This window comes from Rhodococcus sp. CX (assembly GCF_015865005.1).
GTDB lineage: Bacteria > Actinomycetota > Actinomycetes > Mycobacteriales > Mycobacteriaceae > Rhodococcus.
The window spans coordinates 2855-19779 of record NZ_JADZGH010000221.1 but is presented as its reverse complement, the minus strand read 5'-3'; the positions used below and the strand labels follow the sequence as shown (position 1 = coordinate 19779).

Annotated in this window: 20 protein-coding genes; 6 read left to right on the top strand and 14 right to left on the bottom strand. The window is 67.9% G+C overall.

Going from position 1 to position 16925, the window contains the following annotated elements:
- The 3 genes from I0Q12_RS33765 to I0Q12_RS24410 form a co-directional block, all read left to right on the top strand.
- On the top strand, positions 1-209 hold a 209-nt coding region (locus I0Q12_RS33765), incomplete at its 5' end, for a 3-oxoacyl-[acyl-carrier-protein] synthase III C-terminal domain-containing protein (protein ID WP_307846492.1).
- 133 nt (positions 210-342) lie between these two features.
- Positions 343-750: an excalibur calcium-binding domain-containing protein gene (locus tag I0Q12_RS24415; RefSeq protein WP_197255563.1), complete on the top strand. Its 408-nt coding sequence runs from the start codon at positions 343-345 to the stop codon at positions 748-750.
- 84 nt (positions 751-834) lie between these two features.
- A complete protein-coding gene (locus tag I0Q12_RS24410; protein WP_197255561.1) occupies positions 835-1191 on the top strand; it encodes a hypothetical protein in 357 nt (118 codons plus the stop codon).
- Positions 1192-1230: 39 nt separating this feature from the next.
- Here the strand turns inward: I0Q12_RS24410 and I0Q12_RS24405 are convergent, their stop codons facing one another.
- The 4 genes from I0Q12_RS24405 to I0Q12_RS24390 all read right to left on the bottom strand — a co-directional run bounded on the left by I0Q12_RS24405 (position 1231) and on the right by I0Q12_RS24390 (position 4785).
- A complete protein-coding gene (locus I0Q12_RS24405; RefSeq protein WP_197255558.1) occupies positions 1231-1944 on the bottom strand; it encodes a maleylpyruvate isomerase family mycothiol-dependent enzyme in 714 nt (237 codons plus the stop codon).
- 6 nt (positions 1945-1950) lie between these two features.
- Positions 1951-2772 (bottom strand): fumarylacetoacetate hydrolase family protein, encoded by an 822-nt coding sequence (locus I0Q12_RS24400; RefSeq protein ID WP_197255556.1) that lies wholly within the window; start codon positions 2770-2772, stop codon positions 1951-1953.
- 5 nt (positions 2773-2777) lie between these two features.
- Entirely contained in the window at positions 2778-3848 is a 1071-nt protein-coding gene (locus tag I0Q12_RS24395; protein WP_197255554.1) for a cupin domain-containing protein, read from the bottom strand.
- A gap of 79 nt (positions 3849-3927) precedes the next feature.
- Positions 3928-4785 carry an IclR family transcriptional regulator gene (locus I0Q12_RS24390; RefSeq protein ID WP_197255552.1) on the bottom strand — a complete coding sequence of 286 codons (858 nt, stop codon included), beginning with the start codon at positions 4783-4785 and terminating at the stop codon, positions 3928-3930.
- Positions 4786-4833: 48 nt separating this feature from the next.
- Here I0Q12_RS24390 and I0Q12_RS24385 point away from each other — a divergent pair, with 48 nt between their 5' ends.
- Together I0Q12_RS24385 and I0Q12_RS24380 are read left to right on the top strand one after the other, a co-directional pair.
- Positions 4834-6093: an aromatic acid/H+ symport family MFS transporter gene (locus tag I0Q12_RS24385; RefSeq protein ID WP_197255550.1), complete on the top strand. Its 1260-nt coding sequence runs from the start codon at positions 4834-4836 to the stop codon at positions 6091-6093.
- A 135-nt stretch (positions 6094-6228) separates the two neighbouring features.
- Positions 6229-7425 carry an FAD-dependent monooxygenase gene (locus I0Q12_RS24380; RefSeq protein WP_197255548.1) on the top strand — a complete coding sequence of 399 codons (1197 nt, stop codon included), beginning with the start codon at positions 6229-6231 and terminating at the stop codon, positions 7423-7425.
- Positions 7426-7450: 25 nt separating this feature from the next.
- Here the strand turns inward: I0Q12_RS24380 and I0Q12_RS24375 are convergent, their stop codons facing one another.
- Complete coding sequence (locus I0Q12_RS24375; protein ID WP_197255546.1) at positions 7451-7789, bottom strand: winged helix-turn-helix domain-containing protein; 339 nt, start codon at positions 7787-7789, stop codon at positions 7451-7453.
- A 68-nt stretch (positions 7790-7857) separates the two neighbouring features.
- On the opposite strand from I0Q12_RS24375, the gene lhgO reads away from it, so the two are divergent.
- A complete protein-coding gene (lhgO, locus tag I0Q12_RS24370; RefSeq protein WP_197255544.1) occupies positions 7858-9057 on the top strand; it encodes an L-2-hydroxyglutarate oxidase in 1200 nt (399 codons plus the stop codon).
- A 15-nt stretch (positions 9058-9072) separates the two neighbouring features.
- Here the strand turns inward: lhgO and I0Q12_RS24365 are convergent, their stop codons facing one another.
- The 9 genes from I0Q12_RS24365 to I0Q12_RS24325 form a co-directional block, all read right to left on the bottom strand.
- On the bottom strand, positions 9073-9777 hold the full coding sequence (locus I0Q12_RS24365) for a type 1 glutamine amidotransferase (RefSeq protein WP_197255542.1): 705 nt from the start codon (positions 9775-9777) through the stop codon (positions 9073-9075).
- Positions 9778-9819: 42 nt separating this feature from the next.
- Positions 9820-10560, bottom strand: a complete 741-nt coding sequence (locus I0Q12_RS24360) for an oxygenase MpaB family protein (protein ID WP_197255540.1) — start codon at positions 10558-10560, stop codon at positions 9820-9822.
- Positions 10561-10581: 21 nt separating this feature from the next.
- Positions 10582-11490 carry an oxygenase MpaB family protein gene (locus tag I0Q12_RS24355; RefSeq protein WP_197255538.1) on the bottom strand — a complete coding sequence of 303 codons (909 nt, stop codon included), beginning with the start codon at positions 11488-11490 and terminating at the stop codon, positions 10582-10584.
- A 67-nt stretch (positions 11491-11557) separates the two neighbouring features.
- Positions 11558-12778 (bottom strand): MlaD family protein, encoded by a 1221-nt coding sequence (locus tag I0Q12_RS24350; RefSeq protein WP_197255536.1) that lies wholly within the window; start codon positions 12776-12778, stop codon positions 11558-11560.
- Positions 12775-13854, bottom strand: coding sequence for an MCE family protein (locus I0Q12_RS24345; protein WP_197255534.1), 1080 nt, complete (start codon positions 13852-13854; stop codon positions 12775-12777). The genes I0Q12_RS24350 and I0Q12_RS24345 overlap by 4 nt, the downstream gene beginning before the upstream one ends.
- Complete coding sequence (locus I0Q12_RS24340) at positions 13851-14969, bottom strand: MCE family protein (protein WP_197255584.1); 1119 nt, start codon at positions 14967-14969, stop codon at positions 13851-13853. Before I0Q12_RS24340 ends, I0Q12_RS24345 begins: the two co-directional genes overlap by 4 nt.
- 8 nt (positions 14970-14977) lie before the next feature.
- A complete protein-coding gene (locus I0Q12_RS24335; protein ID WP_197255582.1) occupies positions 14978-16027 on the bottom strand; it encodes an MCE family protein in 1050 nt (349 codons plus the stop codon).
- On the bottom strand, positions 16027-16248 hold the full coding sequence (locus I0Q12_RS24330; RefSeq protein WP_197255532.1) for a hypothetical protein: 222 nt from the start codon (positions 16246-16248) through the stop codon (positions 16027-16029). The genes I0Q12_RS24335 and I0Q12_RS24330 overlap by 1 nt, the downstream gene beginning before the upstream one ends.
- Positions 16245-16925 (bottom strand): MCE family protein (locus tag I0Q12_RS24325; protein ID WP_231611343.1); only part of this gene is annotated, 681 nt, incomplete at its 5' end. The genes I0Q12_RS24330 and I0Q12_RS24325, both read right to left, overlap by 4 nt.

Genomic DNA, 16925 nt, shown 5'->3' with positions numbered 1-16925 from the left:
CGTCCGGCCTGGCAGCCGACCGGCTGTACTTCAACATCGACAAGGTCGGCAACGCGTCGTCGGCGAGCATCCCGCTCGCGGTCGCCGACGCCGTCCGCGACGGTGTGATCACGGAGCCCGTCCGAGTATTCGCGCCCGGCTTCGGTGCTGGAGCGGTCGCGGGATTCTCGGTCATGCGTATCGATCCGGCGGTCGTCGCGCCGGCCTGATACGCGACACGCGCGGAATTCGGGAGCCGCGCACGGCATCCGGGACTTCGTAACGACAGTCCCGGATGCCGCGATAGTCCGGTTCGGTCGGCCGATCGGCCGACCGAACCGTTTCCCGAAAGGAACAGCACGAATGAAGTTCCGCCGTATCGCGGTTGCCGCGCTCGGCTGCGTTTCGCTCACCGTGGTCGCCCCCACGACCGCGAACGCGTTCAGCCTCACGGATCTGCTGCCGAAGGGTGTCGCCGACATCTTCCCGAGCGGATCCGCCGGTCTGTTCGCACCGCCTCCGCCGCCGGCTCCGGCCCCGGCTCCGGCACCGGCTCCGGCACCGGCTCCGGCACCGCTCGCTCCCCCGGCACCTCCTGCAGCTCAGGCACCGGCCCAGCCCGCGCCGAGGCCCGCCCCGAGCACCGGCTACAAGAACTGCACCGAGGCGTGGAACGCCGGTGTCGCCCCGCTCTACCGCGGGGAATCCGGCTACGCGCCGAAGCTCGACGGCGACAGCGACGGCATCGCCTGCGAGAAGGATCCGCGCTGACGGCTCCGACACCGCACTCGTAACGAGGGGCAGTTTCCCGGATCTCCGGGGAACTGCCCCTCAGCGCGTGCGAGGAGCCAAGCCGTGCAGCAGGGAATCGACGACCTCGACGATCAACTCGTCACGCAGCGGGTCGATCGTTCTGTTGTTCGCCATCACCGCGATCCCCTGCAGCGCGGCGAAGTACACGGTTCCGATGATCTCGGCATCGTCGACGAGTTCGTCCTCGACGGTGGAATCGGCGAATCCACTTGGCAGACTTTGGCAGAGCACCTGGATGTGCAGCAGATCCTCGATCTGATCTTCACCATCGGCAGCTACGACACGCTGGCCCGCATGTTCACGTCGCTGCAACTCGGGATCGACGACGACATCGTCGACCTGATGAAGTTGCCGACGACTCCGCCCGAAACCGATGACGGGACCGTTCACCCGGTCTGAGCAGGTGAACGGTCCCATCACCGGGAGTGGGGGCGGGCGTCAGAGCCAGCGGGGAGGAGTGGCCTCTCCACCGGTGACACCGACGGCGCCGCGGCCGGCGGCCCAGCGCACGACGCCGGCGAGCGTACCGCGCACGGTGTGCTCGACGGGAGCGTCCTCGATCACGCGCAGCGGTTCGCGGCCGTCGACCTCGAGGACGAGACCCGCACCGAGGTCCTTCTTCCGCCACATACCGACGATGTCGTCGAGCAGCGAATCGAGAACCACCGCAGGGAAATCACCGAAGCGGCCACCGTTGCCGAGGTCGACGGCGTGGATCCACACCTCACGGGTGCGCATCCACGCGGTTTCCTCGGCCGGCACCGTCCGGCCCTGCGCGGTACGGACCTGCGCCTGCCACGCCGACTCCGGAAGGTTCCGCCACTTCTCATCCAACCGGGCAACGGTGTGCGCGAACAGGTTTCGCAGCGCCGCCGGGTTGAGAGTCGCGCCCTCGGCGATCTCCTGCGCGCGCTGCTCGGTCGACTCGTACATCGGCGTCTCGACACCCGTTGCGGCCCAATCCATCAGCCGGCACAACGCGGCGGCGTTGTAGCCCAGGTGCGCAACGAGGTGACGGCGGGTCCACCCTTCGAGCAGAGTGGGGCCGTCGAGCTCGTCGTCGGTCAGTTCCGCGAGACGCTGCGACAGGTAGGCGGTTCCGCGACGTGCGATGAGCAGCCGCTCGGACAGTTCGAGATCGTTGAATCCCACGACGTCCTACTTGATCACGGTCTTGTTCTTGACGGTGCCGAGGCCCTCGATGGTCACCTCGCACACCTCCCCGTCCTGGATGTAGCGGGCGGGCTTGCGGGCGTGGCCGACACCACCGGTCGTGCCGGTGATGATCACGTCACCCGGCTGCAGGGTCACGATGTGGGAGATGTAGTCGACGAGCTTGGCCGGGGTGAACACCAGATCGTTGGTGTTCGACGACTGCATGACCTCACCCTCGAGACGGGTCTCGATGGCGGTGCCGAGCTGGTAGTCGGTATCCAGGAACGGACCGAAACCGCTGGTCTTCTCGAAGGTCTTGCCCTGATCCCACTGCAGCGTGCGGTACTGGTAGTCGCGCATCGTGTAGTCGTTGATGACCGAGTAGCCGGCGATGTAGTCGGCGGCGTCGGCCTCGTCGACCTGGTAGGCCTGCTTGCCGATGACGACGGCGAGCTCGGCCTCCCAGTCGAGCTGCGACGCGGCGTAGGCGGGGACGACCACGTCGTCGTAGGGGCCGGTGAGGGCTTCCTTGAACTTCGAGAACAGGGTCGGGTACTCCGGCAGGTCGCGGCCCATCTCCTTGATGTGGGTCGCGTAGTTCAGTCCGACGCACACGATCTTGCCGGGTGCGGGAACGACCGGCGCGTAGTCGGCGGCGGCGAGGTCGACGGTCTTGCCCGACGCCTGCTCGGCCACGGACTTCCAGTCGGCGTCGGCGAGCAGGGCCGACAGATCGGCGTAGCCGTCGATCACGGTGGCGCTGGAATCGCTGTCGACGCGGACTGCGGCGGTGCCGCCGTCGAGACGGAGGGTGGCGAGTCGCATGGGGGTCAGGCTCCTTCGGAGATGATGGTGCGGTTGAAATGCAGACGCTCCACGATCGGCGCGTCGGAGAAGGCGAACAGGTCGATGCCGTTGGTGGTTTCGAGCGACCACTCGGTCCAGGACGGCACCACGATCATGTCGCCCTTGGTGACGTCGTGGCTCTTGTCGGCGAGGTGGAAACGGCCCTGTCCCTCGAAGACCTGGAAGACCACCGAGCCGACGTCGCGGCGGGCGCGGGTCTGCGCCCCCGCCCGCAGGCGGTGGAACTCGGCGCGGATCGTCGGCATGACGTCGCCACCGGTGGTGGGATTGGTGTAGCGGATCGCGGCGTGGCCCGGCTCCGGGGTGGCCGCGTAACCCTCGTCCTCGAGGGCGAGCTGCTCGTTGAGCGCGCGGTCGGTGTACACCCAGCGGTAGCACGCGATCGGCGAGCTGGTCTTGCGGTCGACGCCGACGAGCGGACGCAGACCCGGGTGCACCCACAGCCGCTCCGAGCGGGAGATGTCCGGGGTGCCCTCGTCGGTCACGCCGTCGGAGCCGAATTCGAAGAATCCGGTGTCGGTGTAGTTCACGAAGGGGATGTCGAGGCCGTCGATCCACGCCATCGGCTTGTCGGTCTCGTTGTGGTGGCCGTGGAAGTTCCAGCCCGGCGTGAGCAGGAAGTCGCCGCGGCGCATGGCGACCGGGTCGCCGTTGACCACGGTCCACACGCCTTCGCCTTCGACGACGAAGCGGAAGGCGTTCTGCGAATGACGATGCTCCGGCGCGGTTTCCTTCGGGCCCAGGTACTGGATCGCCGCCCACAGCGTCGGGGTGACGTACGGGACGCCGCCGAGACCGGGGTTGGCCAGCGCGATCGCCCGACGCTCACCACCGCGCCCGACCGGCACGAGGTCGCCGGCGCGCTGCGCCAGCGGGTAGAGCGTCGACCACTTCCAGACGAAGGGCACGGCCTTGGAGGTCGGGACCATCGGCATCAGATCGCCGAGCTGGGTCCACAACGGATTCAGGTGTTCCGTCTCGAAGTCGTCGTACAGCTTCAGAAGCTCGGGATCGACAGGCTCGGTGGCAGTCATGAATTCTCCTCTCGGCAACGGTGCATCTCGTTGTCCGGCGTTGTTCCCAACCTAGGTGGGTCGAATCACGACAAGCCAACTATTTCTGCTGTGCAGAATACTGGGCGTCCGTTCCCTCGATATCGGCGATGTCGACCTCGATTCCCCGGACCGCCGCCTGCATCTGAGCGACGAGCTTTCCGCGCAGATGCTGCCGGTACCGGGTGATCGGCACCGCGGCCGTGACGGCCCCGATGGCCGTGCCGCGCGCGTTGCGGATTGCCACTCCGAACGCCGCGACGCCGGCCTCCGTCTGCTCCACGTTGACCGCGAACCCCACGTGGCGCGCGGCCTCGAGTTCGTGCACGAACTCCTCGAACTCGCCGATGGCCATCCGGCGGTCGGTCTCGTACGCGGGCGTCGGCCCCTGGCTGATCTTCGGCTCGTCCGCGGGACGCAGATACAGCTGCTCGAGGACCGAACGCGGGAGTTCCGCCAGGAGGATGCGCCCGCCGGCGGTGAGCTCCGCAGGTAGCACCTGACCTCGGCGATCGCCCACACGCAGGATCGATTCGGTCTCGGCGGTCCACAAGAACCGGGCCTGGGATCCCACGCGGATCACGAGGTTGATCGTCTCGCCGGTGAGTGCCGCGAGTGCCTCCATGTGGGGCCGGCACATGTCGGTGAAGTCGCGCGTCCATCCCTGCCGGGCGGGACCGACACCCAGCGCCGGCCCCGGGTGGTACATCCGTTTCTCGTCCTGCACGGCGAACCCCCGGTACACGAGCATCGCGAGCAGACGGTGCGCGGTCGACGGGGCCGTACCGAGTTCCTGGGCCGCGTCCTTCAGCCGGAGCGCCCCGGCGTCGCGGAGCAACTGGAGCAGGCGCAAGGCGTTGTCGACCGACTCGAGCATGTACGTCGGCTTCCGGATCGTGTCCCTCGGCTTGTTCTGCATAGCAGAACTTTATTGCACGGACAGGTGCCCCGCACCCACCGTTGAAGAATGCTTTCCCCCAACGAGGCTTCACCGGCGCGAGCCACCGGCAACATCACCCTGCCCCGCGCCCACGTGATCGCGGTGATCGTCTGCTGGCTCTTCGTCGTCTTCGACGGATACGACCTCATCGTCTACGGCAACGTGATCTCGAGCCTGCAGGCCGAATGGGGCATCAGCGCTTCGACCGCCGGCACCCTCGGAAGCCTCGCGTTCGTCGGCATGATGATCGGCGCGGTCCTCGCCGGCCGACTGTCGGATGCGATCGGACGAAAGCAGGCCGTCATCGGCTGCGTGGTCGTCCTGTCGGTCTTCACCACGCTCTGCGCGATGGCACCGGGACCGATCGTCTTCGGCCTGCTGCGGCTGATCGCCGGTATCGGCCTGGGCGGTCTCGTGCCCACGTCGAACGCACTGGCCGCCGAACTCGTACCGGACAAGTGGCGCGCCGCCGTCGCCACCATGATGATGTCGGGCGTCCCGATCGGCGGTTCGATCGCGGCCCTGATCGGTATCCCGGTGATCCCCCACTGGGGCTGGCGCCCGATGTTCGCGTTCGCCCTGGTTCCCCTGGTGATCCTCGTTCCGCTCGCGGTGAAGGTGCTGCCGAATCATTCGCTGCTCGAGGCCCATCCCGACAGTTCCGAGGGCGGGTTCAAGGCACTCCTCGGCGCGCGGTTCCGCACGATCAGCATCATGTTCGCGGCCGTCACCGTCGTGACGCTGCTGGCGTGGTACGGCCTCGGCACGTGGCTGCCCAAGCTCATGCAGGGTGAAGGCACCGATCTCGGCAACGCGCTCACGTTCTCGCTGGCCCTGAACCTCGGGGCGGTCGCGGGCTCGTTCATCACCGCCTGGGGCGGGGTGCGCTTCGGATCCGTGCCGACCAGCATCGTCGCGGCGCTCGTCGCCGGTGCCGCCCTGCTGACGTTGCTGCTCGACCCGCCGGTCGCCGTGGTCTACCTGATCTTCGTTCTCGCCGGTGTCGGTACGCACGGCACGCAGGCGCTGATCATCGCGGCGGTCGCCTCCTACTACCCGGACCATCTCCGTGGCACCGCGCTCGGCTGGGCACTCGGCGTCGGACGCATCGGCGCCGTCGCGGCCCCGCAGCTGGGTGGCTGGCTGCTCGCCGCCGGGCTCGGCGCCGACTCGAACTTCGTCCTCTTCGGCATCAGCGCACTGATCTCGTCGCTGCTGTTGACCGTGATCTGGAAGAAGTTCCCCGCCAGCGATCGGACGTTGCGCGGTCCGATCCTGACCCACTGATCACCGATCGCGCCGCGATCCCGAGTCACCGATCGCGCCGCGATCCCGAGTCACCGATCGCGCCGCGATCCCAAGTCCCCGATCGCGCCGCGATCCCGGACTCCCCATCCCCGCTTTCACGACCGAAGGAGCGTCATGTCCGATCTGAAGGACGCACGAGTTCTCATTGCCGGTGGCGGCATCGGCGGTGTCGCCAACGCCCTGGCCCTTGCCCAGAAGGGTGCTCAGGTCACCCTGTTCGAGCGTGCTCCCGAGTTCGGCGAGGTGGGCGCCGGCCTTCAGATCGGCCCGCACGGCTCCCGCATCCTGCAGTCGCTCGGGGTGTACGACGAGGTCATCGCCAAGGGCGTGCTCCCCAAGAACCTCGTGTTCCGGGACGCCGTCACCGCGGAGATCCTCACCAAGGTCGACCTCGGCCGCGACTACCAGCAGCACTACGGCGGCGTGTACTTCGTGGTGCACCGCTCCGATCTGCACTCGGTCCTCGTCGACGCGGCCCGCAAGGCCGGTGCCGACCTGCGCGTCGACTCGGCGGTGCAGGACGTCGTCACCGAGGGCGACACCGTGCGCGTCATCCTCGAGAACGGCGAGGAACACGTCGGCGACGTCGCGCTCGGCATGGACGGTCTGCACTCGCGGCTGCGTCCGAAGCTCTCCGACGACAAGCCGGTCGGCTCCGGGTACGTCGCCTTCCGCGGCACCTTCCCGATGCACGAGGTGCCGCTCGACGAGGAGATCGAGGACGTCGTGGGCTACATCGGCCCGCGCTGCCACTTCATCCAGTACCCGCTGCGTCAGGGCGAGATGCTCAACCAGGTCGCGGTGTTCCAGTCGCCCGCGTTCCTGCGCGGCGAGGAGATGTGGGGCAGCCCCGAGGAACTCGCCCACGCCTACGACCACTGCCACGAGAGCGTGCAGACCGCACTGAAGTACCTGTGGACCGACCGCTGGTGGCCGATGTTCGACCGCAACCCCATCGACAACTGGGTCGACGGCCGCATGATCCTGCTCGGCGACGCCGCGCACCCGCCGCTGCAGTACCTCGCGTCCGGCGCCGTCATGGCGCTCGAGGACGCCAAGTGCCTCGCCGACTACGCGGCCGAGGATCTGCAGGGCGACACGAAGAACTGGCCGAAGATCCTCCGGGACGTCAACGCCGAACGCGCACCGCGCTGCAACCGCATCCTGACGACCGGCCGCATGTGGGGCGACCTGTGGCACCTCGACGGAGCCGGCCGCGAAGCCCGCAACGAGCTGTTCCGCACGCGCGACACGTCCAGCTACAAGTACACCGACTGGCTGTGGGGCTACAGCTCGGACCGCAACCGCTGATCCTGTCGTCGAGCGCCGCCTCGCGTCACTCCCCGCCCATGAGTGACGCGAGGCGGCGCTCGGCGCTCGCCAGCGCTTCCCGGGCGGTGGCCAGGTCTTCGCGCAGAGCCGCGAGCTGCCGGTGCATCCCGAGCGTCATGTCCCCCGGTTCCGGGATCGCCAGGACATAGGACCCGCTTCCGCGGCGCGTCTCGATCAGTCCTTCCATCCGCAGCACGTCCTGCGCGTCCTTCACGACGGACGGCGAGACCCCGTAGTGGGCGGCGAGTTCGTGCACGCCGGGAAGCTGGTCCCCGACGGCCCATTCCTTCCACGCCAGCCGGTGCTTCAGGTCGGTGGCGACGTTCTCGTACTTGTAACCCATGCCCGACCGTAACACTTTTCCGTACAACTGACATTCTCTTTTCGGGGCGGGCACCTACCATTGCGCGCATGAGTGCGCTACGGGCCGCGGTCGTCGGCGGCGGAATCATCGGTGCCGCAACGGCACGCCGGCTCACCGAGTGCGGTGCCACCGTGACCGTGTTCGAGAAGGAACGCGACCTCGCCGCGCACCAGACCGGGCACAACAGCGGCGTGGTCCACGCCGGGCTGTACTACACACCGGGCAGCCTCAAGGCACGACTGTGCCGCCGCGGCGTGGAGTTGCTGCGCGACTACACGGCCGAGCGGAATCTGCCCTACGAGGAGTGCGGCAAACTCGTCGTCGCACTCGACGACTCCGAACTCGGCCGCCTCGACGCGATCACCGCCCGGGCCACCGAGAACGGGGTGCCCGGCATCCGGAGGATCGGGCCGAACGAGATCGAGGCGATCGAACCGCGCGCCCGCGGCATCGCCGCGCTGCACTCCCCTCACACCGCGATCGTCGACTACGTCGCGATCACCACCGCTCTCGCGGGTGACGTCACCGCGGCGGGCGGCACCATCCGCACGGGCACCGAGGTCACCGAACTGATTACGCGCGGCGACGAGGTCCTCGTCGGAACCCGATCCGGCACCGACGCCTTCGATCTCGTGATCACCTGCGCAGGGCTGCAATCGGACCGGCTCGCCCGCGCCGCCGGTGATGCAGCGACCCCACGGATCGTGCCGTTCTTCGGCGACTACTACCTGCTGCGACCCGAACTCTCGACGACCGTGCGCGGGCTGATCTACCCCGTGCCGGACCCGCGCTATCCGTTCCTCGGCGTGCACCTGACCAAACGCATCGACGGTTCGATCATGCTGGGCCCCAACGCATTCCTCTCCCCCGGACGGGAGGCCTACGACCGGCGATCCGGGTCCGCGCGGGACCTGTGGGAGGCACTCGCCTTCCCCGGCTTCGCACGATTCGCCGTCCGCAACGTCCCCGCCGCGCTACGCGAACTGCGGACCGCGGTGAGCACCCGCGAATTCGTCGTCGAGGCAGCGAAATACGTTCCCGGCCTCACCGTCGCCGACGCGGTGCGCGGACCACGAGGAATCCGCGCCCAGGCCATGAACGCCGACGGCAGCCTCGAGGACGACTTCGTGGTCACCGGGCACGGACGGCTCGTTCACCTGCGCAACGCGCCCTCCCCCGGCGCGACGTCGTCGATGGCGATCGCCGAGTATCTCGTCGACGCCGCGCTGGAGCGGGTCGGTCGCTGATCGGACGCTCGACGCTCAGGCGATCGATTCGAGCCACCGCGTCATGACCGCGTGTGCCTGCGCGGACGACTGCGCATGCACCGACCGGAGTTCGGCGAGCACCGACTCGGCGGCGCCGGCGCCGAGGGTCTCCTCGAGTGCGCGACGGTATTCGTCGATCGCGAGCCACTCCGCGGCGACATCGGGACCGGCCTCGAGGTGGAACTGCACGCCGTAACTGCGGCCGTGCCGGAACAACTGGTTCGGATACGCCGGCGACGACGCGAGCAGCGTCGCCCCGCGCGGCAGATCGAACGTGTCGCCGTGCCACTGCAGGGTCGGGAAACTCGCCGGCAGTTCCCCCCACACCGGGTCCGCAGCGGACGCCGCGGTCAGTTCCACGTCGCACACCCCGACCTCGGGCGCCGGACCGGAGTACACCTTCGCGTCCAGCGCAGCGGCCAGCAACTGCGCCCCCAGACACACACCCCACACCGGAACATCGGACGCGAGAGCCGAACGCAGGTACGCGATCTCGTCGTCGATCCACGGAACGACCGCACCGTCGTTCGCGCCCATCGGGCCACCCATGACCACGATGCCCCGGTAGTCGACCGTCTCGGGCAACGGCTCTTGCCACAACCGGACCGTGTGCACCGGACCGAACTCCTCCAGTGCCGGCAGGTAGTCCGCCGGACCCTCGCATTCCACGTGCCGCAGTTCCAGGAAGCCAGTTGTCATCGGCACATCATGACAGCCGTATGTTACGGGCGCTAGACCGGTTCAGAGCCGGGGTGCGGCGGGCCGGCGACGAGACAGTGCGGCGACCGCCTTGCGTCTCAGCACATAGCGGCGCAACGCCCGCCGGTCGGCCGCGGTGACCTCGATCCCCCACATCTCCTGCGCGATCGGATGCATCAACGCGCGCACCGCACGGGTGGGCACCCGGCGCTGCACCCAGTCCTGCGGACGCATCACCTGATCCCGGTAGAAGTCGCCGCGCGGGGTCCGCTGCAGCACCGTGCGGCAGGTGTCGTCGAACCAGCCGGGGAACTCGGCCCACGTGTCCGGCAACCCCCGGTCGCTGATCCCGTACCGCCGGAACCACGCGCCGCAGTCGCGGTACAGATCCTCCCGCTCGCCGACTGTCAGCGGTCGCACGAACGTCTCGATCATCGTGACGAGCGTGTCCACGTAGGTGGCGTGCTGGAACTGGAACAGGTCCGGGTTCAGACTGTGGTAACGGCGGTCGAGATCGTCGACGCCCTTGATGTGTTCGTGCCCGCGCCGGATGATCGACGACAGGTCCGTGTCGTCGTACGCCATCCGGATCAGCAGCGGAACGGTGTGCCGTTTGTGCAGCCACAGCCGGCGCGGGGTACGCGAATGTTCCATTCCCGCGGCGATTGCCGGATGCAGCATCTGCAGCCCCACCGCGCGCGGCAACGCGAGCAGGAACCGCCGATCGCCGAGATACCGGAGCAGCAGCCCGTCCGGGTCGATGTCGGTCGAGTGCGCAACCACCGTGAGCTCGGACTCCCGACCTCAGATGATGTTCTTGCCGGACTGGATGCGACGGCGGAGGTCCACCATCAGCGCCAGGCTGCCGCCGTGCCGGATGAACTTCGGGATGAACCGGTTGACGAACGAGACGAAGACGAACAGGTGCTCGAAACGGCGGCGGTCGTCCTCGCTCCAGCTGTACCCGAGCTGTTCACGGAAGTACGGCGGCAGGGTCCCGATCGTGAGGAACTTCAGCAGATTCCCGAAAATGAGCCGCATCGGCAAGTTGATCATCTTCAACCCGACGAGATCGTTCAGGAACTGCTTGGTGGTCTCGTCGAACACGACCCGTTCGCAGCCGCGGTTCCAGTACCGCTCGAAGTCGGCACGCGTAGCGGGCCACATGTCCTCGGTGACCTGCAGGGTCGTACCCAGTTTCGAGGCGGTCGCGTAGAAGTCCTCGATCTGCTCCTCGTCGAGGGTACCGTGCAGCAGCTGGTAGCTGTCCTCGATGCCGACGTAGAGGCACGCGGCGACCCACATCTGCAGCTCACGGTTGAACGCGTTGTACTTGACCGGGCTGTTCTCGTCCGAACGCACCTGCCGGTGCGCACCGTTGACCGCCTCGCGGAACGCCAGGCGTTCCTCGTCGGTGCCCAGGATCGCGACCGCGAGGTACTGCGTCGTGGTGCGGGCCCGCTTCCACGGATGGTGGACGAGCGAGCCGGACGTCACTTTGCTCTCCATGACGCCGTATGCGACCTCGGGCCAGCCGAGCTGCATGATGACGTTCGCGGCGGCGCCGGCGAACGACCAGAAGTCGATGGCGTCGGACAGGGCGTGCTTCTTGCGGCTCCACCGGTTCGGGCCGCTGGTGATCTTGATTCGCGTGCGGGCGGAGGTCAGCACGGGTTCGGTATCCACGGCGTCGTCGAGGTAATGCGCGGGCATCGGGTCCTCCTCAGATTCTGTTCGGACGGGTGCGCCGGACCGGCGCGGGATGTGCGTTTACCACTTGTCAGTTCCCTCCACTGCCGATGCCCTGGAGGAGCATCCGCCAGAAGGCCGCGAGTTCTTCGCCTGCCGGGATGAGGATCGGATCGGCGACGGCCGGCGGTCCGATGAGCGTGCCGGGCGTCGTCCGGTTCGCCACACCGAGATCGTTCGGCCGCGGCGCGTTCTGGGCGCCGCGCTGGCCGTGGTCCTCGCCGGGCGGGCAGTAGTGCGTGAGGTCGACCGTGACCGACGACTCGTCACCGAGCGCACGGCGCGGCGTGTCGTACACGCACACCGGACCCTGGGTGGCGATGAGCGCAAAGTCCGCGCGGTCGCCGTGCACGATGGATTCGAGCGCGGCCAGGCCACGAGGAAGGGCGACCAGGCCGGTCTGCAGCGCGGCCGAACGATCCGAGATGATCGGTGCGACGTCGACGAGGTTGGCGAGCACCGCCGCGAACGACTCCTCGTTGGCGGCAAGCACACCGTCGGCGCGGCGCATGGCGTCCGGGGTCGTCGTCATCATCTCGTTGATCCGGTCCTCGTTGGCGTACAACGTGTCCGCGATCGTGCGCGCCGCGGCCATCCCGTCGACGAATTCCTCCGAGTTGTTCGCCATCGTCGACATCAAACCTGCTGTGCGGCTGAGCAGTTGGGTCAGATCGGTCGCGTGGGTTTCGAGGCGGCCGGACAGATCGTCGGCGTCGGTGATGAGCCGCGCCAGATCGGGACCCAGACCCTGGAACGCGGCGCCGAGTTCGGCACCGACGGTGGCGATGGTGCCGGGTTCGACCGTGTCGAGGAGCGCCGCCGTGCTCGCCAGCGTTTCGGCGATCTGAACCGGCTGCTCCTCGGCCGGCATCTCGATCGAATCACCGTCCGCGAGGTACGGACCGTGATCGACGCGCGGGAAGATGTCGACGTTGAGCATGCCGGCGAGCGTTCCCTGCGTGATCTTCGCGATCGAGTCGGTCGGGATCTCGGTGCCACCTTCGAGCTCGAACTCGAGCCGGGCGCCACCGCTCTGCGGGTCGACCGACACTGCCGACACGACACCGACCTGGACACCGCGATAGGTGACGACGGTGCCTTCCGAGACCCCGAGCGCGTCGTCGACGTGGGCGGACAGCCGCATCTCGTCGCCGAGTCCCCGCGGGCCGACGATGTAGTAGATGCCGTAGGGCACCACGATCAGGGCGGTCAGCACGAACAGAACAAGCTGGACGAGGACGATTCTCTTCATCGGGTGCCTCCTCCGAGCATCTCCTGCAGCGACGTGGGTGACGGTTCCGGCGGTGTCCCGGTGAAGTAGCCGCCGGCCAGGATCGTGTCGATGCTCTCCGGGATCTCGAGCGCACCGTCGAACACCAGGTAGTCACCGCGCACGGACTTTCCGAACGCGTCCATGAACGCGTTCATGGCGGCGAGGGTGCCGCCCATGCGGTCGTTGAACGCCTGCAGGGTGGACGCGACCGTCCCGGCGTCGGCCAGGAACCCTGCCGGGCCCTGCGGCACGGCACCGGTCAGCGCCTGCACGTTGAGGGCGAGGCGGGTCGTCGAGTCGAGCAGCGCGGAGATGGAATCACGTTGTGTGACGAGCACTTCGACCGCTTCGGCGGTGTTCGCGAGATATGCGTCCATCGTCTGCTCTTCGTCCGCCATGCGGCGGGTGACGTCGGCGGCCAGCGTCATCGCCTCATCGAACGCGGTCTGCTGGTCGATCGCCCGCGTCATCAGGTCGGTCGCGGTGTCGGCGAGTGCCTGCACCCGGTCGGACCGTCCGGTGAACGCGACGTTCAGTTCGTCGACGACGGTCGCGAGCTGATCCATCCCACTGCCGCTGACGACGTTGCCCAGGGAGGCGAGCATCGTCTCGACACGCGGCCCGAGATCGGTGTTGTCCACGTCGATGACGTCTCCGTCGGACAACCGGTCCGGCGCCGCGTCGACAGGGTTGATCAGCCGCAGGTACGGACTGCCGAGCGCGGACGGAATCTCCACCGAGACAAGCACATTGCTCGGGACCTCGAGTTCGCGCTGCAGCGACACCTGCAGGCCGGCACCGCTGGTCGTGGTGTTCAGGGACGCGACGCGGCCGACGATCTGCTGCCCGTACCGGACGTCGGCACCGAGGACGATGCCGTCGGCGCTCGCCAGATGCACATCGACGTCGAACGCACCGGCACCCGCGGACCGGCCGACCGGAAGGTCCTGGATGCCGTAACCGCAGCCCGACACGGCGACCGTGCCGGCGACCGCGACCGCCAGCGCGGCGAGACGGACCGCTCGCCGGGACGGAACGGTGGATGTCGGGGTCACGGGTTCCCTCCGGTGATGGCGGTGACGATTCCCAGCGGGTCGGATGCGCTGATCGGGAACGTGATGGGGTTGGTCAATCCGGCGCCGGTGCACAGGGGCAGCGGATGCTCGGCGCACAGCGGGCCGGCGACCGCGAACTGGGTCAGGTTCGTCGACACGTTCAGCCGGATGCGGCTGCGTCCGTCGGGGCCGACCGTCTTCTCGAGGTTCTGCATCATGAGCGGCACGAGATCCATGAACTCCGCGAGTCCGGCCTGGTTGCCGGTCAGGGCGTCGCCGAGTCCCTCCAGGTTCGCCGAGATCGCACCGAAGCTCTCCTGGTGCTGGGTGACGAAGCTGTCGAGTTCGGCGAAGACCGTCTGCAGTTCCTCGAGCGGCACGGTGATGTCGAGGTCCGCGTCCTGCCACACCGTCGACAGCGTGGACATGTCGTCGACCATGCTGTCCAGGGACACCTGCCGCGCATCCATCGCCTCGATGAGCGTCGACAGGTTCTCGACGAGCACCGAGAAGTCCTCGGAGGTTCCCCCGATGACACCGGAGGCGGAGCTGAGGTCGCGGACGGCGTTGTTGAACGCCTCGCCCTGGCCGCCCCACGTCTGCGCGCCGCTCGCGAGCACCGAGCCGACGTCGCCGCCCTCCGGTCCCATGAAGTCGACGAGGGTCGAGAGACTGCCGAGCATGCCGTCGATGTCGATCGGCGAATGCGTGCGTTCGACCGGGATCGTGGACTGGTCGGGCAGTTGGGGGCCGTCGGTGTAGGCGGGGCCCAGTTCGATGTAGCGCTCGCTGATGATCGCCGGGCTCATCACGTAGGCGTTCACGTCGGCGGGAAGCTTCACCGATTCGGGCACGGTCATCGTCACCCGCACCGAGGTGCCCTGCGGTTCGATGTCGGTGACGGTGCCGACACCGACGCCGAGGACGGCGACCTTGCTGCCGGTGTAGATTCCGTTGACGTACTCGAAGTCGGCGTGCACCGTGGTGACCCGATCGGTGCGCCCGAAGATGTACCAGATCGGCGCGACGATCAGCAGCAGCGTGACCACGAGGAGCGAAACGATCTTCTTGCGGTTCGACGAGCGGGCCGGAGTGGGCTGTTCGCTCCCCGGCATGTCCTGAATCACCGACATTCCTGCATCACTCCCATCGCGCACAGAAGGTTGTCGGGCAGAACCGCAGCGGGTGTGGTGACGTCGGCCCAGGTGCCGTTGCCGGTGGCGTCGGTGACCGTGCGCAGCGCCGGCGGCAGCTGCGTCATGAGCGCGGCGATGTTGTCCGAGTTGCGCTGCAACGTGCCGGTGACGGCGACCAGGTTGGCCACGAGCCGGTCGGCCTCCTCACGGTTCTCGGTGAACGTCTGCGACAGGGTCGAGATGACGGCGCGGAGATTGTTCGCGAGCCCGGTCAGCGCTTCCTTACGGACCGACATGGTCTGTACCAGAGTGCGTGCGTCCGCGGCGGTTTCGACGAGGGAGTCCTGCTGGTCGACCGCCATCACCGACAGCCGGCGCGACATCTCGAGCAGCTGGTCGAACTGTTCGCTGTGACGTCCGAACGCGGTGGAGGCCGCGCTGATCCCGGTGAGGGTGCGTTCGACCTGGCCGCTGTCGGACGGCATCACCTGCGACAGCGTGGTCATCATCTGTTCCATCGCCTCGAGATCGAGTTCCCGGGAGACCCGCTCGGCACCGGCACCGACCTCGTCGAGCGAGTACGGAACGGTCGTGCGCTCGAGCGGGATGGTGTCGCCGCCGTCGTCGACACCGCCGGGGCGGACGTCGAGATAACGCTTGCCGAGGACGGTTTCGAGGCGGACCGACGCGGTGGAGGTGTTGCCGACCGTGCGGTTGTCCTCGAGGCGGAACTCGACGTCGACGTGGTCGCCTGCGAGCTCGATGTTCTCGACCCGGCCGGCCGGGACACCCGCGACGTACACGGGATCGCCCGTCGCGAGACCGGCGGCGTTCGCGAATTCCGCTGTGTACGGCTCGGTTCGGGCGTGGTACCAGAATCGAGGGATGCCGATCGCGGCGCCGAGACCGACGACGAGGACGACGATGCCGATCGTGCCGAGCACCAGCGGCATGTGCGTGGTGTTCTGGCGGCGGCCGAACCCGAACAGGAATTCGAGTGCGCCGACGAACACGTCGATGAGTTTGACCAGGAACATCATGGCAGCGTTCCCTCCCCCGCCGCAGCTGCCGCGGAGTTCTCCAGCACGTCCACGAGATCGTCGATGTAGGTGATCCCGATCGCGACGAGGGCGACACCCGCGCCGAGGCCGACGAGGACGAACATCCAGGCGAAGCTCTGCAGGATCCGCCCGTTGTGCCCGCCGAGCGATCGGACGCCGCGGACGATGAGGTCGATGAGTCGTGTCAGTAGGATCATCGGCACACCGGCGAGTGGGTAGGACCGAAGATGTTCACTTCTGCGTCGCCTGCTTTCAGGGTGAAGTTGCACAGGTAGAGGCTGACGAAACTGCCGTACTGACCGGTGCGGTTGATCTGGTGTGCGAAGTTCGGGAGATTCGCCACCATGCGTTCGAACTCCGGGGTGTTCGCGATCCAGGTGTCGGTGACGGAGGCCAGGCTCGCGAGCGAGCGCGCGAACGCGCCGTCGGACTGTGCCATGATGTCGGCGAGCTCGTCGACCGTCGCGGTTCCGGAGTCGAGGAACCCGGCGATGCGCGTGCCGTCACCGACGACGGAATCACCCAGTACGGCAAGCCCGTTCACGAGCGAGGTGAGTTCGTCGCTGCGGTTGTCGAGCGTGCCGAGCAGCCGCGTCATGTTGTCGACGACCTCCCCGAGGATGCCCTCGCGGTCGCCGAGGCTGCCGGTCAGGGTCGCGACCCGGTCCAGGAACTGTGCGACGGCGTCGCTGCGCCCGTTGAACGTGTCGGTGATGTTGCGCGCGAGGACGTTCACCTCCTCGGGCGGCAGCGACTCGAACAGCGGCCGGAACCCGTTCATCAGCGCCGTCAGATCGACCGGCGGGGTCGTCTGCGAAATCGGGACCACCGATCCGGGTTCGAGCACCTCGGACGAGCCGGGCGCGTCGACGTG